The sequence below is a fragment of the Tabrizicola sp. genome (assembly GCF_041911175.1).
GTDB lineage: Bacteria > Pseudomonadota > Alphaproteobacteria > Rhodobacterales > Rhodobacteraceae > Tabrizicola.
In genome coordinates this window covers 1-22,546 of record NZ_JAYRPN010000149.1, presented here as the reverse complement: position 1 = coordinate 22,546, position 22,546 = coordinate 1, and the positions used below count along the sequence as shown (strand labels likewise).

Here is a 22,546-nt window from a genome sequence, read left to right as displayed (position 1 = left end):
CTTGGGCGCCTATATCCTTCGCCGCTTGCTGTTGGTGATCCCGACGCTGTTCGGCGTCATGATCATCAACTTCGCGCTGACCCAGTTTGTCCCCGGCGGGCCGATCGAGCAGATCAAGGCCCGGTTCGAGGGCGAGGGGGATTCGATCCAGAACCTCTCCGGCACCGAAGACGCCGGGGTGCAGGACAAGGACTCGGGTTACGTCGGCGCCCGCGGCCTGCCGCCGGAGTTCCTGGCCAAGCTCGAGGTGCAGTTCGGCTTTTCCCGCGTGGTCTGCGACAAGGGTTTCACCGGCGAGCCGTCCCTGAAGGCGCCGGAATGCCACAAGGAGGCGATCCCGGCGCTGGAGCGCTTCCTGATCATGATGGGCAAGTATCTGCGCTTCGATTTCGGTGACAGCTACTTCCGCTCGATCTCGGTCGTCGACCTGGTGCTGGAAAAGATGCCGGTGTCGATCACGCTCGGCCTCTGGTCGACGCTGATCGCCTATCTGGTCTCGATCCCCTTGGGCATCCGCAAGGCGGTGCGCGACGGGTCGCATTTCGACACCTGGACCAGCGGGATCATCATCGCGGCCTATGCCATTCCGGGCTTCCTGTTTGCGATCATGCTGATGGTCGTTTTCGCGGGCGGGTCCTATTACCAGTGGTTCCCGCTGCGCGGCCTGACCAGCGACAACTGGGCCAGCCTGAGCCTCTGGGGCAAGATCACCGACTACCTCTGGCACATCACCCTCCCGGTGACGGCGCAGCTGATTTCTTCGTTTGCGGTGCTGACGCTGCTGACCAAGAACAGCTTCCTGGAAGAGATCAAGAAGCAATACGTCATGACCGCCCGCGCCAAGGGCCTGCCGGAGAACCGAGTCCTCTACGGCCACGTCTTCCGCAACGCCATGCTGATCGTGATCGCGGGGTTTCCGGGCCTGTTCCTGTCGGTGTTCTTCGGGTCGAGCCTCTTGATCGAGGTGATCTTCTCGCTGGACGGGCTGGGCCAGCTTGGCTTCAAATCCGCGGTCGAACGGGACTATCCGGTGATCTTCGGCACGCTCTTCGCCTTCGGGCTGATCGGGCTGGTGGTCGGCATCCTGTCCGACCTGATGTATGTCCTCGTCGACCCCCGGATCGACTTCGAAAGGCGCGGATGAATGGCGCTCTCCGCCCTCAACCAGCGTCGTTGGCGCAACTTCAAGGCCAACCGCCGCGCCTTCTGGTCGCTCTGGCTGCTGCTGCTCCTCTACGGCCTGTCGCTTTTTGCCGAGCTGATCGCGAACGACCGCCCCGTTCTGGTGCACTACGACGGCGGCTACTACATGCCGGTGTTCAAGTTCTACCCCGAGACGGCCTTCGGCGGCGACCTGCGCACCGAAGCCGACTACACCACATCCGAAGTGCAGTGCCTGATCGTTGCCGCCGGGTCGCAGGACTGCTGGGATGATCCGGACGGCATCCGGGCCGAGGTTCAGGACCAGGGCACCGCTGCCGGACAGGCGGTGAGCAAGGGCTGGATGCTCTGGCCGCCGATCCCCTACCGCTACAACACCATCGTCGACACCGGCGGCGTCGCCCCCGGCCCGCCCTCCGCGCAGAACTGGCTTGGCACCGACGACACCAGCCGCGACGTGCTGGCGCGGGTGATCTACGGCTTCCGCCTCTCGGTCACCTTCGCGCTGATCGTGACCATCCTCACCTCGGTCATCGGCATCGCCGCCGGGGCGGTGCAGGGCTATTTCGGCGGGCTGACTGATCTTCTCTTCCAGCGCTTCATCGAGCTTTGGTCCTCGGTCCCCACGCTGTATGTCATCATCATCCTGACGGCGGTCTGGGCGAAAAGCTTCTGGCTGCTGGTCGGGTTGCTGGTCGCCTTCGGCTGGACCGGCCTTGTCGGCGTGGTCCGGGCCGAATTCCTGCGGGCGCGCAACTTCGAATATGTCCGCGCCGCCAAGGCGCTGGGCGTCTCCGACTGGCAGATCATGTTCCGCCACGTCCTGCCCAATGCGATGGTCGCGACGCTGACCCTTCTCCCCTTCGCCGTCACCGGTGTCATCGGCACGCTGGCCTCGCTCGACTATCTGGGCTTCGGCCTTCCCGCCGACCTGCCCTCGCTCGGCCAGCTTACCCGCCAGGCCCAGCAAAACCTGCAGGCGCCGCACCTGGCCTTCGTCGCCTTCTTCACCTTCGCCATCATGCTCTCGCTTCTGGTCTTCATCTTCGAGGGCGTCCGCGATGCCTTTGACCCGCGAAAGACCTTCCGATGAGTGTGCTGGAGGTCCGGAACCTCTCCGTCACCTTCCGCCAGGACGGCCGGATCATCCCGGCGGTAAAGGGCGTCAGCTTCGCCATCGACAAGGGCGAGACAGTGGCGCTTGTCGGCGAAAGCGGCTCGGGCAAGTCGGTCACGGCGCTCTCCACCGTCGGCCTCCTCTCCGACAACGCGCAAGTGACGGGTTCGATCACCTATCGCGGCACCCAGATGGTGGGGGCTTCGGAGCGTGATCTCCGCAAGGTGCGGGGCAACGACATCAGCTTCATCTTCCAGGAGCCGATGACCAGCCTGAACCCGCTTCACACCATCGAAAAGCAGATGGCCGAAAGCCTTGCGCTGCATCAGGGCCTGACCGGCGACAAGGCCCGCGCAAGGATCATCGAGCTTTTGACCAAGGTCGGCATCCGCGAGGCCGAAAGCCGCCTCGGCGCCTATCCGCACCAGCTGTCGGGCGGGCAGCGCCAGCGGGTGATGATCGCGATGGCGCTGGCCAACGGGCCGGAGCTTCTGGTCGCGGATGAGCCCACCACCGCGCTGGATGTGACGATCCAGGCGCAGATCCTCGACCTGCTGGCCGACCTGAAACGCACCGAGGGCCTGAGCCTTCTCTTCATCACCCACGACCTCGGCATCGTCCGCCGCATCGCCGACCGAGTCTGCGTCATGCAGGGCGGCGAGATCGTGGAGCAGGGGCCGACGACTGAAATCTTCGCCGACCCGCAGCATCCCTACACCCGCAAACTCCTCGCCGCCGAGCAGAAGGGCGGCCCGCCGCCGATCCCGCAAGGCGCGAAGGAAGTCGTCCGCACCGACAACCTGCGGGTCTGGTTCCCGATCCAGAAGGGCTTCCTGCGCAAGACCGTCGGCCATGTGAAGGCGGTGAACGACGCCACGCTCTCGGTCCGCGCCGGGGAAACCCTGGGGATCGTCGGCGAAAGCGGGTCCGGCAAGACCACCCTGGCGCTGGCGATCCTGCGGCTGATCGGGTCGACCGGGCGCGTCACTTTCCTTGGCCGCGACATCAGCCGCCTCGACGAGACCTGGGACGAGGCCACCGCCCGCCGCGATGCCGATCCGGGCGCCGAAACCTTGGGGGATCTGGTGCAATCCGGGGCAGAGGCCTTCCTCCGCGCGAAGGGCCGCAAGGCGATGCGGGCGATGCGGCGGAACATGCAGATCGTCTTCCAGGACCCCTACGGCAGCCTTTCCCCCCGGATGACGGTGGAGGAGATCATCGCCGAGGGGCTTGGGGTACACGGGTTGGAGCCGGGCCAGAACAAGACCGAGATGGTCGCGAGCATCATGCGCGAGGTCGGCCTCGACCCCGCCACCATGCAGCGCTATCCGCACGAATTCTCCGGCGGCCAGCGCCAGCGCATCGCCATCGCCCGCGCCATGATCCTGCGCCCGAAACTGGTGGTGCTGGACGAACCGACCAGCGCGCTCGACATGACCGTGCAGGTCCAGATCGCCGACCTCCTGCGCGATCTGCAGCGGAAATGGGGCCTGGCCTTCATCTTCATCAGCCACGACCTGCGGGTGATCCGCGCCATGTCGCACAAGGTCATGGTGATGCAGGCGGGCGATGTCGTCGAATCCGGCGAATGCGAGGCCGTGTTTACCAACCCGCAATCCCCCTATACCAAAGCTCTGATGGCCGCTGCCTTCGGAGCCTGACGCTTGAAGCTTCTCTTCGTCCACCAGAACTTCCCCGGCCAGTTCCTGCACCTTGCGCCCGAGATGCAGCGCCGTGGCCACGATGTGCGGGCGCTGGTCGACGCGACGAACAAGAACACTGCCGACGTGCCGCTCTTGCGCTACACCCACGCCGCGCTTGAGGTCGACGCCAAGGCCACCCGCCTTGGCCGAAACTTCACCACGATGAGCGACCGGGGCGTCAGCGTCGCCCGCTTCTGCCAGCGCCTGCGCGCCGAGGGCTATGTGCCGGACGTGATCTACGGCCATTCCGGCTGGGGCGAGACCCTGTTCCTGAAGGAGGTCTGGCCCGAGGCAAAGCTTCTGGTCTTCGCCGAGTTCTACTATCGGGGCATGGGGGCCGACACCGGCTTCGACCCGGAATTCCAGGTTTCAGGCTTCGACCAGGTGATGATCGCCCAGTCCCGAGCCGCCTATATGGCGCAGGCGCTCGCCCATGCCGACCGGGGGATCAGCCCGACGGAATGGCAAGCCTCGACCCATCCGCCACTTTTGCGCCAGCAGCTCGAGGTGATCTTCGACGGGGTGGACTGCGACCGGCTGGCCCCGAACCCGGACGCGACCTTCAGCCTGCCCGATGGCCGCATCCTGAAGCGCGGCGATGAAGTGTTGACCTTCGTCAACCGCAACCTCGAACCCTATCGCGGCTACCACATCTTCATGCGTGCCCTGCCAGATGTGCTGGCGGCACGGCCCGAGGCGCAGGTCGTGATCGTCGGTGGCGACGAGGTCAGCTATGGCGCGAAACCGAAGGATGGCGCCTCGTGGAAAGAGGTGATCCTGGCCGAGGTGAAGGACCGGCTGGACCTGTCGCGGGTGCATTTCACCGGTCGGGTTCCCTATGACCGGCTGGTCGACCTGATCCATGTCAGCCGCGTGCATGCCTATCTGAGCTATCCCTTCGTCCTCAGCTGGTCGATGGTCGAGACGATGGCCGCCGGGACGCTGGTCGTCGGCTCGAACACGGCCCCGGTGGCGGAAGTGATCCAGGACGGGGTGACCGGGAAGCTGGTCGATTTCTTCGATGTGAAGGGCTGGTCGGAAGCGCTGGCCGACGCCCTCGCCCGGCCCGAGGCCTATGACGGGATGCGCGACGCCGCCCGGCGCATGGTGCGCGACCGTTACGACCTGCGCTCGGTCTGCCTGCCGAAACAGATCGACCTCCTGACCCGGCTGGAGCGCGGCTGAGGCGATTTCTTCGAAGAAATCGAACCGGAGCCTTCAAAGGCTCCGAACCGGAGTTTTCGAAAACTCCGGCGCCCGTCGCTCAGATCGCCGAGGAATGCTTGGCCTTGGCGCTGTCATAGGCATCGAAGGCCCGGGCGATCATCCGGGTCAGCGGCCGGGCGCGCTCGGGGATCTGGAAACCCTCGTCGCTGACCTTGACCATGTCGCCGAACTCTCCCGCCGCCTGCTGGAACAGCGCCTCGACCCGTGAGGGCGTGACGTCGAAATTGCGCAGAAGCTCGGCTCGCGAGACGAAGAAATCGCACATCAGCGCTTCGATGATCCGGGCGCGCAACAGGTCCTCGCCCGCGAAGCGGTGGCCCTTGTGGACCGAGAACCGGCCCGCGCGGATCGCCTTGGTATGCGCCGCCGTGGCCGAGGCGTTCTGCGCGAAGCCTTGCGGAAACCGGCTGATCGACGAGGCGCCGATCCCGATCAGCGCGGGAGCAGTGTCGTCGGTATAGCCCTGGAAGTTCCGCCGCAGTGTGCCCGCCTTCAACGCCCTGGCCATCCCGTCATCGGGCTTGGCGAAATGGTCGATCCCGACCTCGACATAGCCGTCCCACAGGAACAGCTCGCGCGCGGTCTCGAAGAGCGAGAGGCGTTCTTCCGGCGTCGGCATCTTGTCCGAGGGAATCATCTGCTGCCGCCGGCTCATCCACGGCACATGGGCATAGCCGTAAAGCGCCACCCGGTCGGGCGAGAGGGTCAGGAGCTTCTGCACCGAATCGGAAATCCGGGGCCCGGTCTGGAACGGCAGGCCATAAAGGATATCGGCGTTCAGGCTGGTGATCCCCCGGTCGCGGATGCGTTCGGCCACGTCGCGGGTAAGCTGATAGCTCTGCTCGCGCCCGATCGCCTTCTGGATCAGCGGGTCGAAATCCTGCACCCCGATCGAGGCGCGGTTCATCCCCGCCGCCGCCAGCGCATCAAGCCGGGCATCGTCGATCTCGTTCGGGTCGATCTCGACCGAGAACTCGCCATCCGCAGCCATCGGCGCCACGGTGAAGACGGCATCGGCCAGATCGCGCATCAGGCTGGGCGACAACAGGGTCGGCGTGCCCCCGCCCCAGTGCAGGCGCGAGAGCGTCACCCCTTTCGGCAAATGGCGTTGCAGCAGCTGAAGCTCGGTCTTCAGCGTCTCGACATAGGCGATGACCGGATCGTCCGAGGTGGTGCCTTGCGTCCGGCAGGCGCAGAACCAGCACAACCGGCGGCAGAAAGGGACGTGAATGTACAGCGAAACTGCGCTAGACTCGGGAAGCGCCTCGATCCACTGGGTGAAGTCGCCTGGGCCGATGTCCGTTCCGAAATGCGGTGCCGTCGGATAGGACGTGTACCGGGGAACGCGTGCGTCGAAAAGCCCGAGGCGGGCGAGTTGCGGGTCGTGTGTCATGAGTTTACCTTAGAGCCCGGGTCGCGGACACTCCTTGACTCAAATCAACAGACAGGCCGCCTGATGCATGACCATTCCGTCCACGTTCAGTGTGGCGATTGCCCGATCCGCCATCGGGCCGTCTGCGCGCGCTGCGATACCGAGGAACTGGGTCGGCTTGAGCAGATCAAGTACTACCGCAGCTTCCAGGCCGGTCAGACGGTCATCTGGTCGGGCGACCGGATGGAATTCGTGGGCTCAGTTGTCTCCGGCATTGCCTCGCTGACCCAGACGATGGAGGACGGCCGCCGCCAGATGGTCGGGCTTCTGTTGCCGTCGGATTTCGTCGGTCGTCCGGGCCGGTCGACAGCGGCCTTCGACGTGACGGCGACGACCGACCTGGTGATGTGCTGTTTCCGCAAGAAGCCCTTCGAAGAGATGATGACCACCACGCCGCATATCGCCCAGCGGCTGCTGGAGATGACGCTCGACGAACTCGACGCCGCGCGGGAGTGGATGCTGCTTCTGGGCCGCAAGACCGCACGCGAGAAGATCGCCTCGCTGATTTCCATCATCGCCCGGCGCGATTCGGCGCTGCATTTGCGGAAGAAGACCGGGGCGCTGGCGGTCGACCTGCCGCTGACGCGCGAGGAGATGGCGGATTACCTGGGGCTCACGCTGGAAACCGTCAGCCGCCAGATCAGCGCGCTGAAGAAGGACGGGGTGATCACCCTGGAAGGCAACCGCCACGTCTCGATCCCCGACATGGACCGCCTGCTGGAAGAAGCGGGCGACGACAGCGACGGCGGGATGCTCGTCTGACGGCGAATCACCGGAAGCTGCCGGTCGGCGGCTGCCTCACTTCGCTGCCTTCTCTTCGTTCCGGGTCGGAGTGTTGCGGCATCATGCCGCGCCCTTTGACGCAGAGTGACGCATTCGGCCCGGCCCGGTCCCCTTTGCCGTTGCAGGCCCTATGCCCTGCCGCCTAGCGGAAGGTTCCGCAGCAAGGGAACCGCAAGCATGAAGACCACCGTCGCCACGCTTCTGCAGCAGAAGGGCAGCCGCAAATGGGTGCAGCTTCATGTCGACAGCGCCGCCGAGGCCGCCGCCGCCGAAGCCGCAGGGATCACCATCCTGTCCTGCGAGGCCGACCACACGCTACCCGCCATCCGCGCCGCCGGGCCCTCGGCCCTGATCTCCGCCGGGATGCCGCACGGCTCCTCCGCCACCCCGGATGAGGCGGTCCGCGCCGGGTTCGACGCGCTGCGTCGGGGGGCGGACGCGATCTACTGCTCGCACTCCCCCCGCTTCATCGAGGCGATGGCGCGCGAGGGCATTCCCGTCACCGGCCATGTCGGGCTGGTGCCGAACCTCGCCGCCTGGACCGGATTTCGTGCCATCGGTCGCACCGCCCGCGAGGCGCTGACAGTGGTGCAGAAGGCCCGCGACATTCAGAATGCGGGTGCTGCCTTCCTCGAGGTCGAGGTGGTCCCGGTGCAACTGGCCGATCACATCACCCGCATGACGCCAATGATCACGATGGGCATGGGCTGCGGCACGGTCTGCGACACGCAGTATCTGTTCTCCTGCGATGTGCTGGGCAGCAACACCGGCCACTACCCACGCCACTCCAAACGCTACACCGATTTCGCCGCGCTGGAGGCAGAGCTGCAGGCGAAACGGGTCGCCGCGTTCCGTGATTTCGCCGACGACGTTGCGCGACAGGGCTACCCCGAGCGCAGGCACGAGGTCTGGATGGACGAGGCAGAGGCAGAAGCCTTCCTGAAAGGCGCCGCATCACTCTGACCTTGCCAGCCGGGGCAGCTTCGGGCAGCGTGAGGCGAATTGCCTCATGGGATGCATCATGCGTCGCGTCACTGTTGCCGACATCATGCGCGAGACCGGCCTGTCGCGGGCCACGGTCGACCGGGCGCTGAACGGGCGCGGCAGGGTGCATGACCGCACGCGGCTGGTGGTCGAGGAAACCCTGCGCAAACTCTCCTCGCCGGGAGCCGATCCGGCGGCAAGACCGGTCCAGGCCGACATCGCGCTGCGGCTGGGCCGGGGCATGATGGGCCAGCTTCGCGCGGCCTGGGCGGCCTCTGGCACGAAGGGAGCGTTCCATGACCTGCACTTGGCCGACGATGCCAGTGTGCTGCGGGTGGTCGAAAGCCTGTGCAAGGACGCCTCGCGCCCGCTGATCGTGACGATCAAGTCCTCGGACCGGATCACCGCCGTCCTCTCCGCTGCCAGGGCGCGCGGCAAGCGGGTCATCGCGGTGATCTCGGACCTCGCCCCTTCCGCCCGCGATGCCTTCGTCGGGCTCGATGACCGCGCCGTCGGCCAGACCGCCGCCTTCCTGATCGGTCGGATGCTGGGCGACCGGCCCACCCCCGTCGGCGTCGTGCTGGGCAGTCCGGCCTTCCGCTGCCACGAAGACCGCGAAATCGGCTTCCGCACCGGGCTTCGCGCCAACTTCCCCAAGGTCGTCATCTCGGGCGAGGTGCAGGGTGAAGACAGCGCCGAGCTGACCCGCCATGCCGTCGCCCGCCTGTTGCGCGATCAGCCCGCGCTCGGGGCGCTTTACAATGTCGGTGGCGGCAATCTGGGCCTGGCCGAGGCGCTGCGGGCGGCGGGCCGGGCGCAGGACATGCTGGTCGTGGGGCATGAGGTGAACCCGGTGACGGCGCCGCTGCTCCGCGCCGGAGAGATCGACTTCGCACTGGCGGGCGACCCGCGCGAGCTGTTGTCGACCGCCCTTGCGCTGGCCGGTGACAGCGAACCCGCGAAACAGGGGGCCGAGCGGCTGCTGGATTTCGGGGTCTACACCCGCTTCAACCTGCCGGTCTTCGGCACCCCGGCCTGACCCTTCGAGGCGAATCACCGGGACGCGCGGAAGCTGCGGCGCCATGTCGCAATCAGATTGTCTCACGCCGTCCCGCCGAAACGTTGCGGCAGATGTCGGGATGTGCCGATGCGATGCATAGTGATGCATTATCTGACGCGAAATGAAGAAAGCCGTTGCGTCCCCCGGACCCGCCGCGTCAGGTTGTCGCTATCGGCGGGGCTCAGCTCTGCCGGGGAAGGTTTGTCCCGCCGGGGGAGACGGCGGGGATGCAAGAACAACGCAAGCGACGCCCGGCAGCGGGCGACCGGCGGCAGCAGGGCTTCCTCCCAAGGGAAGGTTCTCCCGCAAACTGCGGTCGGGCGGGGCACCGCCCGACCGGATACGAAGGGGATCACAGGCGATGGACGACACCAAATTCGGCACCCACAACAAGCGCGGCGACTACACGCCGAACGAACCCGCGCAGGTCGCGCCGATCTGGAGCTTTCCGCCGCGCCCGCTGGCGATCCTGAAGTGGCTGCCGGGCTATTTCCTGCCCTGGAACCTGATGTGGACGGCCAGCGCCATTGCCTGGTGGGCCTGGGTGGTGCCTGAGAAGGAGGCCATGACCAGCCTGCAATGGGGTTGGGTGCTCTGGCTCTTCGCGGTCAACGCCATCGCTGTCTTCCTGTTCTACGGCGCGCTGGAACTGCATCTCTACGTCCGCCGCGCACAGGGAACCCGCTTCAAGTACAACGCGAAATGGCCGTCCGAGCACAAATCCACCGCCTTCATGTTCCAGAGCCAGACCATCGACAGCATCATCCGCGGCTTCGGCACCGGCGTGCCGATCTGGACCGCCTGGGAGGTGCTGGTGCTTTGGGCCTGGGCCAACGACATCGGCCCCTGGGTCAGTCTGACCGGAAACTACTGGTATCTCTTCTGCGTCTGGCTGTTCCTGCCGGTGCTGCACGAGGTGCATTTCTTCCTGATCCACCGGCTGATCCACATCCCCTTCCTCTACAAGCACGTCCATTCGGTGCACCACAACTCGGTCAACCCCTCGCCTTGGTCGTCGCTGTCGATGCACCCGGTCGAGCATCTCCTCTACTTCGCGACCGCTGCCTATCACTTCATCATCCCCTCGCATCCGCTGCTGGCGATCTACCAGCTGAACTTCGCGGGCTTCGGGGCGGTGGTCGGCCATATCGGCTTCGACAAGATGGAAGTGACCGAGGACAAGGCGCTGGATAGCCATGCCTTCATCCACTACCTGCACCACAAGTATTTCGAGGTGAACTACGGCGACGGTCTCATCCCGCTCGACCGCTGGTTCGGCACCTTCCACGACGGCTCGAAAGCAGGCGATGCGCTGATGAACGCCCGCTACCAGCGCCGCAAGGCGAAGGCCAACGCCAAACCCGCCGCCTGATCCATACCAAACGCTTGAACGGCCAGACCGCCGCTTCGGCGACCGGCGAAGCCATGCCCCGAAGGGAGAGGACCCCATGAAGACCAGACTGCTCGCCGCCAGCGCCCTCGCGCTTATCGCCTCGCAAGCCTCGGCCGAAACCCTCGGCGTCTCGATCGTGAACTTCGACAACAACTTCCAGACCCTGCTGCGTCAGGGCATCGAGGCCCGCGCCGGGGAAGTCGGCGTCGATGTGCAGGTCGAGGACGCGCAGAACGACAGCGCCAAGCAGCTGGACCAGATCAACAACTTCATCGCCAACGGTGTCGACGCGATCATCGTGACGCTGGTCGATACCGCCGCCTCGCCCGCGATCACCGCCGCCGCCGAGGCCGCAGGCATCCCGCTGGTCTATGTCAACCTGGAGCCCCAGGATCTGTCGGCACTGCCTGCAAGCCAGGTCTATGTCGGCTCGAACGAGATCGAATCCGGCACGCTGGGCGCTTTCGAGGCCTGCAAGCTCCTCCGCGCGCAGCACAAGACCGATGCCAAGGGCTACATCATCATGGGCTCGCTCTCGCACCAGGCGGCGCTGCAGCGCACCAAGGATGTCGAGGATGTGGTCGGCATCGACATGTGCAACTTCATCACGATCCTCGACAAGCAGTCGTCGGAATGGTCGCGCGACAATGCCGGGAACCTGATGACCAACTGGCTCTCGACCGGCGAGGTGCCGGACGTGGTCTTCGCCAACCACGACGACAGCGCCATCGGGGCGATCCTGGCGCTCAAGGCGGCCAACGTGCCGATGGAGGATGTGGTGGTCGTCGGGGTCGATGCCACGGCGGACGCGCTGCAGTTCATGCAGGCGGGTGACCTGGACGTGACCGTGTTCCAGAACGCCAAGGCGCAGGGCGGTGGCGGCGTCGACGTGGCGCTGAAACTGGCGAAGGGCGAGCCGGTGGACCGTGTCACCTACATCCCCTTCGAGCTGGTGACGCCTGCCAACATGGCCGACTACCTCGGCAAGAATTGACCGCTCAGGAGACGAAGATGCCAAGCTGGACCGACGCCTGCGGGCTGGACGAGATCGAGGAAGAGGGCGTGCGCCGCGTCGACCTTCAGGGCCGCACCTTCGCGGTCTACCGGATGACCGGGGAGGAGGTGTTCTGCTCCGACGGCCTTTGCACGCATGAGGCCGTCCACCTGAGCGGGGGCATGGTGATGGACTACGAGATCGAATGCCCCAAGCACTCCGGCATCTTCGACATCCGCACCGGCGAGGCCAAGCGGCTTCCCGCCTGCGTCAACCTGCGGACCTATCCGGCGCGGGTCGACGGCACGCGCATCCTGATTGAAATCTGAAACCGCCTGACGCAAGGTCAGCGCTAACAGCCCGGGAGGAACGGCCTTGAAAGGTCGGCGGGTTGGGGAGGGAAAACCGTGACGGACCAGCCAACCGCCGCGCCCCTGGTCGAGATGCGGGGTGTGGAGAAATCCTTCCCCGGCGTCCGCGCCCTGCAAGGCGTCCATTTCGACCTGCGCCCCGGCGAGGTCCATGCCCTGATGGGCGAAAATGGCGCGGGCAAGTCGACGCTGATGAAGATCCTGACCGGGGTCTACCAGCCCGACGGCGGCGAAATCCGCGTCGACGGCCAGCCGGTCACCCTGCCAACCCCGCACGCCGCGCAGGCCTTGGGGATCAGCATCATCCATCAGGAACTGTTCCTGATGAACCACCTGACCGCCGCGCAGAACATCTTCATCGGGCGCGAACCCCGCAAGGGCCTGGGCATTTTCGTCGACGAGGCCAAGCTGAAACGCGACGCGGCGGCCATCTTCAAACGGATGAAGGTCCAGATCGACCCCGCAGCCGAGGTCGGCCACATGACCGTCGCCCGCCAGCAACTGGTCGAGATCGCCAAGGCGCTGTCCTACAACGCCCGCGTGCTGGTGATGGACGAACCGACCTCCGCCCTGAACGAGACCGAGGTGGAGCACCTGTTTGCCGTGATCGAGGACCTGAAAGCCAACGGCGTCGGCGTGGTCTACATCACGCACAAGATGGACGAGGTGAAGCGCATCGCCGACCGCGTCACCGTGATGCGCGACGGGCAGTATATCGACACCCTTCCCGCCGCCGCGACGCCCATGTCCACCATCATCCAGCTCATGGTGGGCCGTGAACTGGCCGACCAGCACCGCGCCACCGGCACCGGCACGGCAGAGGAAGTCCTGCGCGTCGAAGGCCTGAACCGGGGCACCATGATCCGCAACGTCAGCTTCGCGCTGAAGAAGGGCGAAATCCTGGGCTTTGCGGGCCTGATGGGCGCGGGCCGGACCGAGGTTGCCCGCGCTATCTTCGGCGCCGATCCTTTGGACAGCGGCACCATCCACATCCACGGGCGGGCGCAGAAGATCGGCACCCCTGCCGATGCGGTGGCGCAGGGCATCGCCTACCTTTCCGAAGACCGCAAGCATTTCGGCCTCGTCACCGGCATGTCGGTCCGCGACAACGTGACGATGGCAAGCTGGCGCCGCTTCCTCTCCGGCGGCCTCTTCATGCAGGATGACGCGCTGGGCCGGGTGGCCGAGGACTATGTCCGCAAGCTCAAGGTCAAGACCCCGCATATCCACCAGGAAACCCGGCTGCTGTCGGGCGGCAACCAGCAGAAGGTGGTCATCGCCAAGTGGCTCTTGCGCGACTGCGACATCCTGATCTTCGACGAACCGACCCGCGGCATCGACGTCGGCGCCAAGGCGGAAATCTACCGGCTGCTGGAAGACCTGGCGGCGGGAGGAAAGGCCATCATCGTGATCTCCTCGGAACTGCCCGAGGTGCTGCGCCTGTCGCACCGCATCGCCGTCATGTGCGAAGGCCGGATCACCGGCGAACTCGACGGCCGCACGGCAAGCCAGGAAGACATCATGACGCTGGCGACGCAACGCTCCGGCGCGGCAGCCTGAACAGGGGGAACCATGACCGACACCGCCGTCCAGCCCGCCGCCAGCACCAGGCCCGGCTTTTTCACCACCCAGACACTGCAGAAGGCGGTGGCCTTCGTCGTGCTGATCGCACTTCTGGCCTTCTTCAGCGCCTTCGCCTCGAACTTCGCCACCGGGGCGAACATGGTCGGCATCATGCAGGCGACCGCCGTCAACGGCGTCCTCGGCGTGGCGGTGACCTTCGTGATCATTTCGGGCGGGATCGACCTGTCGGTCGGCACGATGATGACGCTGACCGCCGTGATGGCCGGGATCATCCTGACCAACCTCGGGATGCCGCTTCCCATCGGCATCCTCGGCGCCATTGCCTCGGGCGCTTTCATGGGGGCGATTTCGGGCGCGACCATCGCCAAGCTGAAGATCCCGCCCTTCATCGCCACCCTCGGCATGATGCAGATCGCCCGCGGCCTCGCGCTGGTCTTCTCGGGGGCCAAGCCGATCTACTTCAACGACACGCCGAACTACGGCCTCCTGTCGCCGGAAAGCACGATCTCCAAGCTGATCCCCGGCGTCGAAATCCCGAACGGCGTGATGATCATGTTCATCGTCGCCATCATCGCCTCGATCGTGCTGAACCGCACCATCATCGGGCGGATGATCTTTGCCCTCGGCTCGAACGAAGAGGCCGCGCGGCTTTCCGGCATCAACGTCGACCGCTGGAAGATCCTGACCTACGCAATCTGCGGCGGCATCTGCGGCATCGCCGGGCTGATCGTCTCCTCACGCCTGAACTCGGCCCAGCCCGCGCTCGGCCTCGGCTACGAGCTTGACGCCATCGCCGCCGCTGTCATCGGGGGCACCTCGCTTGCGGGCGGGCGCGGCACGGTGATCGGCACGATCATCGGTGCCTTCATCATGTCGGTCCTCACCAACGGCCTTCGGGTGATGGGCGTCCTGGAGGAATGGAAGATCGTCGTGACCGGCGTGATCATCATCGTCGCCGTCTTCATCGACATCGTCCTGCGCAAGAAAGCCTGAAGGGAGAGACAAGAACCACAAGACCAGACCACCCGGACGCGAAGCATCGCGCCGGTTCCAACTTAGGGAGTTGAGACATGAAGAAGACCATCCTGACTTCGGCGCTGGCCCTCGGCCTCGCCATCGGCGCGCCCGCCTTCGCGGATGACGTCTATTTCCCGATCATCGCAAAGGGCTTCAGCCACCAGTTCTGGCAGGCCGTGAAGGCGGGTGCCGAGGAAGCCGCCGCGCGCGACGGCGTGACGATCACCTTCGAGGGCCCGAACACCGAGGCCGAGATCGACAAGCAGACCGACATCCTGAACGCCGCCATCGCCAAAAACCCGCAGGGCCTGGGCTTTGCCGCTCTGGACAGCCAGGCGCAGGTTCCGGCGCTGCAGAAGGCCGCCGATGCGGGCATCCCCATCGTCGCTTTCGACTCGGGCGTGGAAAGCGACCTGCCGCTGACGACCTGCACCACCGACAACATGGCGGCGGCCGCTGCTGCTGCGGACGGGCTGGCCAAGGCCATCGGCGAGGAAGGCAAGATCGCCGCGGTGATCCATGACCAGACTTCGGCCACCGGGATCGGGCGCCGCGACGGCTTCCTCAACCGGATCAAGGAAGCCTATCCGAAGATCGAGGTCGTCGACGTGCAATACGCCAACGACGCGCTGAAGGCCGCCGACAACGTCAAGGCGATGCTGCAGGCCAACCCCGACATCAAGGGTATCTTCGCCTCGAACGAAGGCTCGGCCATCGGGCTTGCCGTCGCGATCAAGGAAACCGGCGCGAAGATCGTTGGCGTCGGCTTCGACAGCGGCAAGAGCCAGAAGGATGCCATCACGGACGGCACCCTCATCGGCTCGATCACGCAGAACCCGGTTGGCATCGGCCAGTGCGTCGTCGACAGCCTGGCGAAGGCGATCAAGGGCGAAACCCTGCCCAAGGTCATCGACACCGGCTTCTACTGGTATGACAAGACCAACATGGCCGACCCGCAGATCGCGGCGGTTCTGTACGACTGATCCGGCATCCCCTTCTCCGGCCCGCCCGGGGGAGGGGACCCTCAGCCGATCTTGGCGCGCTGCACCAGCGGCGAGCGTCCGAAATGGCTGCGGTAGACCTTCGAGAAATGCGAGGTCGACTGGAATCCGCAGGCCATCGCGATTTCCGTCACCGATTGCTCGGTCTGCACCAGCAGATTCTGCGCGCGGTTCAGCCGCATCTCCATGAAATAATGCTTGGGCGTCGAGTTCAGGTAGCGTGCGAACAGCCGTTCCAGCTGCCGCGTGGAAATCCCCAGCTCATCGGCGATCAGGCTGGGGGAGTCCGGGGCCTCTATGCTGGCCTCCATGATCGCGATGGCGCGCTTGAGGTGTTCGTTGCGCATCCCGTGCCGTGACTGGATCGACACCCGTTGCGCTGCCGAGCCTTCGCGCACGGCGTTGTAGACCATCTGGTCCGCGACTTCGGTCGCAAGGTCGGCCCCATGCGCCTTGCCGATCAGGTGCAGCATCAGGTCTGCCGCCGCCGTCCCGCCCGATGCGGTGATGATCCTTTCCTTCGCGACGAAGACGTTGCGGACCAGACGCACGTCGGGGAATTCCTCGGTGAACAGGTCGTGCCAGGCCCAGTGCACCGCCGTCTCCACCCCGTCCAGGAATCCCGCCTTCGCCAGCACATAGGCCCCCGAACAGATCGCGCCCAATGGCGTGCCCGATGCCCGCTCGCGCCGCAGCCAGTTCAGTACCGGCGCCGTGGTGTGGGACTGCACGTCGACGCCCGAGATCACGAACAGCCGGTCGGCGTGCCGGGTCGGCTCCAGCCCCGCCTCGGTCAGCGTCACCGATCCGTTCGAGCAGGTGGCGGTCCTGCCATCCGCGCTGGCCAGCGTCCAGCGATACAGCGACTGGCCCGAGACCAGGTTGGCGATCCGCAAGGGCTCCAGCGCGCAGGAAAAGGCGATATGGGTGAATTCCGGCAAGAGGAAGAAGCTGAAGTGCTGGGTCTCGCTCATGGCGCCTATCCTACATGCAAAAGGGCCGCCCCGGAAGGCGACCCTTCGCCGTCATCTGTCAGGCATCACTTCGCCGCAGCGCGGGCCGCAGCCAGCCAGGAATCGTAGTCGGCCTGGTGCGCAGCGATCCACTCGTCGGCGTGGCGCTGCAGGTCCTCGGGCTTGTCCTCGCCCTTGGAGATGCGCAGCGCTTCGGCCGAGACGTCGTTGATGTCCAGCTTCGCCGCTTCGAACAGCGCCTTGGCGGCCGGGTTGGCCTCCAGGAAGTCGTTGCGGGCGACGATGCGGATCGAGTCGACCGCGAAGCCCAGGTTCTTGCCGTCGAACACCGTGTTCGCGGTCGCGCCGTCGGGCAGCGGGGTGCCCTCGGGAACCGTCAGCCATTCGGCATCCTTGCCCGGAACCAGCTCACCGGCGACCCAGTAGGGCACCCAGGTATAATACAGGATCGACCCGCCGTTTTCCTTGCGCGCCATCGCGTCGGCGATCATCGCCGGATAGGCGCCCTGGTTGTGGGTGACGGTGTCGCGCAGACCAAGCGCGTCGAGATGCGTCTCGATCACCCGCTCGCAGCCCCAGCCGGGGATGCAGCCCGCGAGGTCGGCCTTGCCGTCGCCGTCGGCGTCGAAGCGCTTGGCGATTTCCGGGTCCTTCAGCATCGACAGGTCGGTGACGCCCGCCTTGTAGCTGTCTTCGTCGACCATGTAGCCCTGGATCGCGCCGTCGATGTAGGTGCCGACCTTCGACATCACCGCATCGCCGCCCGCTTCCTGGTAGAAGGCGTCGTGCAGCACGTTCCAGCTCACCGCCATGAAGTCGGCATCGCCCGCACCCACGGCCAGGTGCATGGTCTGGTATTCAGCCTCGTTCGGGGTGGCGATGGTATAGCCAAGGTCTTCCAGCGCCTTGAACAGGATCAGGTGCTGCATGTGCTCTTCGATCTGCGTCGGCATGATCGGGCGCACGGTCACGCCTGCGCCGGGCTTGTCGGCGTCCTGCGCGAAGGCGGGGACGGCGAGCGCCAGCGCCAGGGCGGTGGTTGCGAAAAGTTTCATTCCTTGTCTCCCAGTTTGGTTGTCAGGTGGTCTTCTTGAACATGGCGGCGACCAGGCCCACCGGGCCGGTTTCCCACCAATGGCGATGCCCGCGGTCCCGGCCCGACCGGCCAAGCCCCTGGGTGATCCGGTCCAGCACGATGGCCAGCATCACGATGCCCAGGCCGCCGACGATGGCCTTGCCCGCATCCAGCCGCCCCATCGCCCGCAGCACTTCGTTGCCCAGCCCTTTGACCGAGATCATCGAGGCGATGACCACCATCGAGAGGGAAAGCATGATCGTCTGGTTCAGCCCGGCCAGGATGGTCGGCGTCGCCAGCGGCAGCTCGACCTTGCGCAGGATTTGCCCCGGGCTTGCGCCGAACGCCCGCGCCGCCTCGACCACGCTGGGGTTCACCCCCCGGATCCCCAGCGAGGTCAGCCGCACCAGTGGCGGCAGCGCGAAGATGATCGTCACGATCACGCCCGACACGTTGCCGATCCCGATCATCATCACGACGGGGACGAGGTAGACGAAGGCCGGGATGGTCTGCATCGTGTCCAGCACCGGGCGGATGAACCCCTCGAACCGGTCGCTCTTGCCCGCAAGCACCCCCAGCGGCAGCCCGATCAGAACGCACAGGATGACCGAGGCCACGACGATCGCCAGCGTCGTCATCGCCAGACCCCAGGCCTCGGGCGCCAGCAGCCCCAGGATCCCCAGGCAGGCGCCCACCACGATGGCCCCGCGCCGCCCGGCGGCCTGCCAGGCGATCAGCACCAGCAGCACCAGCATCACCACCGGCGGGGTCGCCTGCAACGCACTCTCGATGCCGACGATCACCGTCTCGAAGAACTGCTTGATCGGCTGGATCATCTCGCGGTGCGAGATCGCCCAGTGCTTGATCCCGTCGGCCCAGGTCGCGATGCCCAGGTCGACCGAGGCGAATGGGTTCAGCCAGTTGAAACCGTCGTCCGCCATCACGCAGCCCTCTCTTCGTCGCGTCCTTGGATGCCACGCAGAAGCGCGCGCTTGGTCACCACGCCGACCGGCTTGCCATCGGCCGCGATCAGGATCGGGTGGTCGGTGCCGACGGCAAGGTCGACGAGTTCGTTCAGGTTCATCTCGGGCTTGCCCACCGGCCAGTCGCCGGTGTCCTGCGGCCCCTGCGCCTGCGCATAGGCGCCAAAGGGCTGCATGATCCGCGCCGCCGTCACCAGGTCCAGCTTGGAAATCCCGGCCACGAAATCCGCCACATAACCGTCGGCGGGCTTGGTCACGATCTCTTCCGGCGTGCCGATCTGCACCAGCACCCCGTCCTTCATGATCGCGATGCGGTCGCCGATGCGGATCGCCTCGTCCAGGTCATGGGTGATGAAGACGGTGGTCTTGTGCAGTTCCGCCGACAGTTCCATGAAGGTGCCCTGCAACTGCCGCCGGATCAGCGGATCCAAGGCGCTGAAAGGTTCGTCCATCAGCAGGATCGTCGGGTCCGCCGCCAGTGCCCGGGCCAGGCCCACCCGCTGCTGCATGCCCCCCGACAGCTCGTCCGGATATTTCCGGTCCCAGCCCGTCAGGTCCACCATGTCGATGGCTTTCGCCGCGACGCGGGCCCGCTCGGCCTCGGACACGCCCCGTACCTCCAGCGAAAACGCCACGTTGTCGCGCACAGTCCGGTGCGGCATCAGCGCCATCGACTGGAACACCATGCCGATCTTTTCCGCCCGCAGCTTGCGCAGCGCCTCGGCGTTCATCGCGTTGACGTTCTGGCCCTCTATGAACACCGTCCCCGAGGTCGGCTCGATCAGCCGGTTGATATGGCGGATCAGCGTCGACTTGCCCGAGCCGCTGAGGCCCATGATGCAGAAGATCTCGCCCCGGCCCACGCTGAAGGACGCATCCTGCACCCCCACCACGCAGTCGAACTCCTCGCGGATCGCCTTCTTCGACAGGCCCTTGGACCGCACGGCCTCCATCGCCTGGCGCGACTTGTCGCCGAATATCTTCCAGATCCCTTCGCAGCGGATCACGTCCTCACGGGCATCAGCCATGCAGATTCTCTCCCCCAGATGCCAAACTACAATCACAAAAGTTTTCTGTAGACAATATGTATTTTAGCCGACTACACAGACGGCAGGCTACCTGATTCACCATGAAGACAGGCTGAAGTCAGGCAGGAGAGACCCGTGGACACCGATTCCCGCAGCAAGAAGACGCAATGCATCGAGGACCTGCGCCGCCGGGTCCTGACCGAGGCTTTGGAGCCCGGCGTCTACCTGGATGAAACCGAACTCGCTGAAACCTATGGCATATCCCGGCCGCCCCTGCGCGAGGTGCTGCGCCAGCTGGCCGGCGAAGGCTATGTCGTCCTGCACGAGAATCGCGGCGCGCAGGTTGCGCCGATGACACACAAGACGATGCGCAACTTCTTCGTTGCGGCCCCGATGATCTATGCCGGTGTGACCCGGCTTGCGGCGCTCTACCGCACCCCCGCGCAGCTGGTGAAGCTGAAGGAATGCCAATGGGCCTTCCGCCAGACGATTCGGAACGGCAATGCGGCAGAACGCGCGGTCGGCAACGAACGCTTCCATTCCATCATCGGCGAGATGGCGGACAACGAATTCCTGTTGCCATCGCTCCGCCGCCTGCTGATCGACCACACCCGCATCGGGATGACCTTCTACGATCCCCGCAAAGCCGAAATGGCCTGCGTCTCGGCCGAGGCCGCCGACCAGCACGACCAGTTCATCGCCCTGATCGAAGCGGGCGACGACGAGGCGGCAGCCGACCTGGCCGTCGCCCACTGGGAACTGTCGCGCGCCCAGATCGAAAGCTTCGTCACCCCCATAAGCATGACCATCCCGCTGGGCCGCGCGCCGGGCGTTACCGAAAAACGAGGAGCCTCATGAGATTCGAAGGCATCTATACCCCTGCCATCACCCCGCATCGTGAGGATGGCAGCATCGACCACGACGCTTTCGTCGCCCAACTGGAATACCTGATCGGCCAGGGCGTCCACGGCATCATCAACGGCGGCTCGACCGGCGAGTACTACGCCCAGTCGATGCAGGAACGGCTGGAGATGGCCTCCCTCGCCCGCGACGTCACCAAGGGCCGCACGCATCTGATGGTCGGCACCGTGGCGATCCGGCTGGAGGATTCGATCACGATGGCCGAACACGCGGCCAAGATCGGCGCCGACTCAGTCCTCGTCGGCTCGCCGCCCTATTCGGTTCCGACCGAGCAGGAAAACGCGCTGAGCGCGCTCACCATCGACCGCGCCGCCGACCTGCCGATCATGCTTTACAACTACCCGGGCCGGATGGGCATCAGCATGGGCGAGGAATTCCTCGACCGTGTGGGCCGCTCCGCCAATTTCTGCGCCATCAAGGAATCCTCGGGCGACATCAACCGCGTCCACCTGCTGGCCCGCGACTACCCGCATATCCAGATGTCCTGTGGCATGGACGACCAGGCGCTGGAATTCTTCGCCTGGGGCGCGCGCAGCTGGGTCTGCGGCGGCTCGAACTTCCTGCCCGGCGAACATCTCGCGCTCTACAAGGCCTGCGCGGTCGAAGGCAATTTCGACAAGGGCCGCCGGATCATGTCAGCGCTGATGCCCCTGATGCGGGTCCTGGAACAGGGCGGCAAGTTCATCCAGTGCATCAAGCATGGCTGCGAGATGATGGGCCAGTATGCCGGTCCGCCGCGCCCGCCGCTCAAAGGCCTGAACAAGGACGACAAGCGCCAGCTGGAACAGACCGTGCGCGTCCTCAAGACCACCATCGCCCAGATCGTCGCGGAGTAGCCCCATGTCCCTTCTCACCACCGAAGAATACAAGGCCATCGCCGCCGGTCTCACCTTCCCGACCACCGCCTTCATCGACGGCCACTTCCGCCCGGCGATCAGCGGCAAGACCTTCGACACCCTGAACCCCGCCACCGGCGCGGTGCTGGCCAAGGTCGCCGCCTGCGGGCCCGAGGATGTGGACCTCGCGGTCCAGAAGGCCCGCGACGCCTTCGAGGATGGCCGCTGGTCGCGCCTGCATCCGAAGGAACGGAAAGAGGTGCTGATCAAGCTGGCGAAGCTGGTGAAGCGCAACGCCCGCGAACTTGCCGTGCTGGAAAGCCTCGACAGCGGCAAGACGATCTACGACTGCGAACAGGTCGACGTGCCGGAAACGATCAACTGCCTGACCTGGCACGCCGAACTGATCGACAAGATCTACGACCAGGTCGCCCCTGCCAGCGACAACCACATCGCCATGATCGTCCGCGAACCCGTCGGCGTCGTCGGCCTCGTCCTGCCCTGGAACTTCCCGCTCCTGATGCTCGCCTGGAAGATCGGCCCCGCCCTCGCCGCCGGTTGTTCGGTCATCGTCAAACCCGCCGAGGAAACCCCGCTGACCACTCTCCGCATGGCCGAACTCGCGATGGAGGCCGGCATCCCTGCGGGCGTTTTCAACGTCGTCCCCGGCACGGGGCCGGAGGTGGGCGAACCCATCGGCCGCCACATGGACATCGACGCCGTCTCCTTCACCGGAAGCACGGAAACCGGCCGCCGCTTCCTGCGCTACGCGGCCGAGTCCAACCTCAAGGAAGTCACGCTGGAGATGGGCGGCAAGAACCCCGCCGTGGTCCTCGACGACGCCGAGAACCTCGACCGCGTCGCCGCCCATGTCGTCAACGGCGCCTTCTGGAACATGGGCG

Annotated in this window: 21 protein-coding genes; 16 read left to right on the top strand and 5 right to left on the bottom strand. The window is 65.7% G+C overall.

Annotation, left to right across the window (positions count from 1 at the left end):
- Window position 1 precedes the first annotated feature (1 nt).
- From ACE3P6_RS20410 to ACE3P6_RS20395, 4 genes are read left to right on the top strand one after another with little or no spacing between them, the layout of a single operon-like run.
- On the top strand, window positions 2-1,144 hold the full coding sequence (locus ACE3P6_RS20410) for a microcin C ABC transporter permease YejB (RefSeq protein WP_374398261.1): 1,143 nt from the start codon (window positions 2-4) through the stop codon (window positions 1,142-1,144).
- Window positions 1,145-2,254 carry an ABC transporter permease gene (locus ACE3P6_RS20405; protein WP_374398260.1) on the top strand — a complete coding sequence of 370 codons (1,110 nt, stop codon included), beginning with the start codon at window positions 1,145-1,147 and terminating at the stop codon, window positions 2,252-2,254.
- On the top strand, window positions 2,251-3,939 hold the full coding sequence (locus ACE3P6_RS20400) for an ABC transporter ATP-binding protein (RefSeq protein ID WP_374398259.1): 1,689 nt from the start codon (window positions 2,251-2,253) through the stop codon (window positions 3,937-3,939). The genes ACE3P6_RS20405 and ACE3P6_RS20400 overlap by 4 nt, the downstream gene beginning before the upstream one ends.
- A 3-nt stretch (window positions 3,940-3,942) precedes the next feature.
- The gene (locus tag ACE3P6_RS20395; protein WP_374398258.1) at window positions 3,943-5,166 is read left to right on the top strand and encodes a glycosyltransferase; all 1,224 of its coding nucleotides are present in this window, start codon (window positions 3,943-3,945) and stop codon (window positions 5,164-5,166) included.
- A 79-nt stretch (window positions 5,167-5,245) separates the two neighbouring features.
- Here the strand turns inward: ACE3P6_RS20395 and hemN are convergent, their stop codons facing one another.
- Window positions 5,246-6,601: an oxygen-independent coproporphyrinogen III oxidase gene (gene hemN, locus ACE3P6_RS20390; RefSeq protein ID WP_374398257.1), complete on the bottom strand. Its 1,356-nt coding sequence runs from the start codon at window positions 6,599-6,601 to the stop codon at window positions 5,246-5,248.
- A 63-nt stretch (window positions 6,602-6,664) separates the two neighbouring features.
- Between hemN and fnrL the strand changes: the two genes are divergently transcribed.
- From fnrL to ACE3P6_RS20345, 9 genes are all read left to right on the top strand, one after another.
- On the top strand, window positions 6,665-7,402 hold the full coding sequence (gene fnrL, locus ACE3P6_RS20385; protein WP_374398256.1) for a transcriptional regulator FnrL: 738 nt from the start codon (window positions 6,665-6,667) through the stop codon (window positions 7,400-7,402).
- Window positions 7,403-7,600: 198 nt separating this feature from the next.
- The gene (locus ACE3P6_RS20380) at window positions 7,601-8,386 is read left to right on the top strand and encodes a 3-methyl-2-oxobutanoate hydroxymethyltransferase (RefSeq protein ID WP_374398255.1); all 786 of its coding nucleotides are present in this window, start codon (window positions 7,601-7,603) and stop codon (window positions 8,384-8,386) included.
- A gap of 58 nt (window positions 8,387-8,444) precedes the next feature.
- Window positions 8,445-9,446 carry a LacI family DNA-binding transcriptional regulator gene (locus tag ACE3P6_RS20375; RefSeq protein WP_374398254.1) on the top strand — a complete coding sequence of 334 codons (1,002 nt, stop codon included), beginning with the start codon at window positions 8,445-8,447 and terminating at the stop codon, window positions 9,444-9,446.
- 382 nt (window positions 9,447-9,828) lie between these two features.
- Window positions 9,829-10,839, top strand: a complete 1,011-nt coding sequence (locus tag ACE3P6_RS20370) for a sterol desaturase family protein (protein ID WP_374398253.1) — start codon at window positions 9,829-9,831, stop codon at window positions 10,837-10,839.
- Between the two features lie 76 nt (window positions 10,840-10,915).
- Window positions 10,916-11,854, top strand: coding sequence for a substrate-binding domain-containing protein (locus tag ACE3P6_RS20365; RefSeq protein WP_374398252.1), 939 nt, complete (start codon window positions 10,916-10,918; stop codon window positions 11,852-11,854).
- A gap of 17 nt (window positions 11,855-11,871) precedes the next feature.
- Window positions 11,872-12,183 (top strand): MocE family 2Fe-2S type ferredoxin, encoded by a 312-nt coding sequence (locus tag ACE3P6_RS20360; protein WP_374398251.1) that lies wholly within the window; start codon window positions 11,872-11,874, stop codon window positions 12,181-12,183.
- A gap of 78 nt (window positions 12,184-12,261) precedes the next feature.
- A complete protein-coding gene (locus ACE3P6_RS20355) occupies window positions 12,262-13,785 on the top strand; it encodes a sugar ABC transporter ATP-binding protein (RefSeq protein ID WP_374398250.1) in 1,524 nt (507 codons plus the stop codon).
- Between the two features lie 12 nt (window positions 13,786-13,797).
- The gene (locus ACE3P6_RS20350; RefSeq protein ID WP_374398249.1) at window positions 13,798-14,802 is read left to right on the top strand and encodes an ABC transporter permease; all 1,005 of its coding nucleotides are present in this window, start codon (window positions 13,798-13,800) and stop codon (window positions 14,800-14,802) included.
- A gap of 77 nt (window positions 14,803-14,879) precedes the next feature.
- The gene (locus ACE3P6_RS20345; RefSeq protein ID WP_374398248.1) at window positions 14,880-15,809 is read left to right on the top strand and encodes an ABC transporter substrate-binding protein; all 930 of its coding nucleotides are present in this window, start codon (window positions 14,880-14,882) and stop codon (window positions 15,807-15,809) included.
- 41 nt (window positions 15,810-15,850) lie between these two features.
- On the opposite strand, the gene ACE3P6_RS20340 is transcribed toward ACE3P6_RS20345, so the two are convergent.
- The 4 genes from ACE3P6_RS20340 to ACE3P6_RS20325 all read right to left on the bottom strand — a co-directional run bounded on the left by ACE3P6_RS20340 (window position 15,851) and on the right by ACE3P6_RS20325 (window position 19,887).
- Window positions 15,851-16,801: a GlxA family transcriptional regulator gene (locus tag ACE3P6_RS20340; RefSeq protein ID WP_374398247.1), complete on the bottom strand. Its 951-nt coding sequence runs from the start codon at window positions 16,799-16,801 to the stop codon at window positions 15,851-15,853.
- Window positions 16,802-16,866: 65 nt separating this feature from the next.
- Window positions 16,867-17,856, bottom strand: a complete 990-nt coding sequence (gene proX / locus ACE3P6_RS20335; protein ID WP_374398246.1) for a glycine betaine/L-proline ABC transporter substrate-binding protein ProX — start codon at window positions 17,854-17,856, stop codon at window positions 16,867-16,869.
- A gap of 22 nt (window positions 17,857-17,878) precedes the next feature.
- On the bottom strand, window positions 17,879-18,817 hold the full coding sequence (locus ACE3P6_RS20330; RefSeq protein WP_374398245.1) for an ABC transporter permease: 939 nt from the start codon (window positions 18,815-18,817) through the stop codon (window positions 17,879-17,881).
- The gene (locus ACE3P6_RS20325) at window positions 18,817-19,887 is read right to left on the bottom strand and encodes a glycine betaine/L-proline ABC transporter ATP-binding protein (RefSeq protein ID WP_374398244.1); all 1,071 of its coding nucleotides are present in this window, start codon (window positions 19,885-19,887) and stop codon (window positions 18,817-18,819) included. Before ACE3P6_RS20325 ends, ACE3P6_RS20330 begins: the two co-directional genes overlap by 1 nt.
- Before the next feature lie 135 nt (window positions 19,888-20,022).
- Here ACE3P6_RS20325 and ACE3P6_RS20320 point away from each other — a divergent pair, with 135 nt between their 5' ends.
- The 3 genes from ACE3P6_RS20320 to ACE3P6_RS20310 form a co-directional block, all read left to right on the top strand.
- Window positions 20,023-20,745 carry a GntR family transcriptional regulator gene (locus ACE3P6_RS20320; RefSeq protein WP_374398243.1) on the top strand — a complete coding sequence of 241 codons (723 nt, stop codon included), beginning with the start codon at window positions 20,023-20,025 and terminating at the stop codon, window positions 20,743-20,745.
- Window positions 20,742-21,644 carry a dihydrodipicolinate synthase family protein gene (locus ACE3P6_RS20315; RefSeq protein ID WP_374398242.1) on the top strand — a complete coding sequence of 301 codons (903 nt, stop codon included), beginning with the start codon at window positions 20,742-20,744 and terminating at the stop codon, window positions 21,642-21,644. The genes ACE3P6_RS20320 and ACE3P6_RS20315 overlap by 4 nt, the downstream gene beginning before the upstream one ends.
- Before the next feature lie 4 nt (window positions 21,645-21,648).
- Window positions 21,649-22,546 (top strand): aldehyde dehydrogenase family protein (locus ACE3P6_RS20310; RefSeq protein WP_374398241.1); only part of this gene is annotated, 898 nt, incomplete at its 3' end.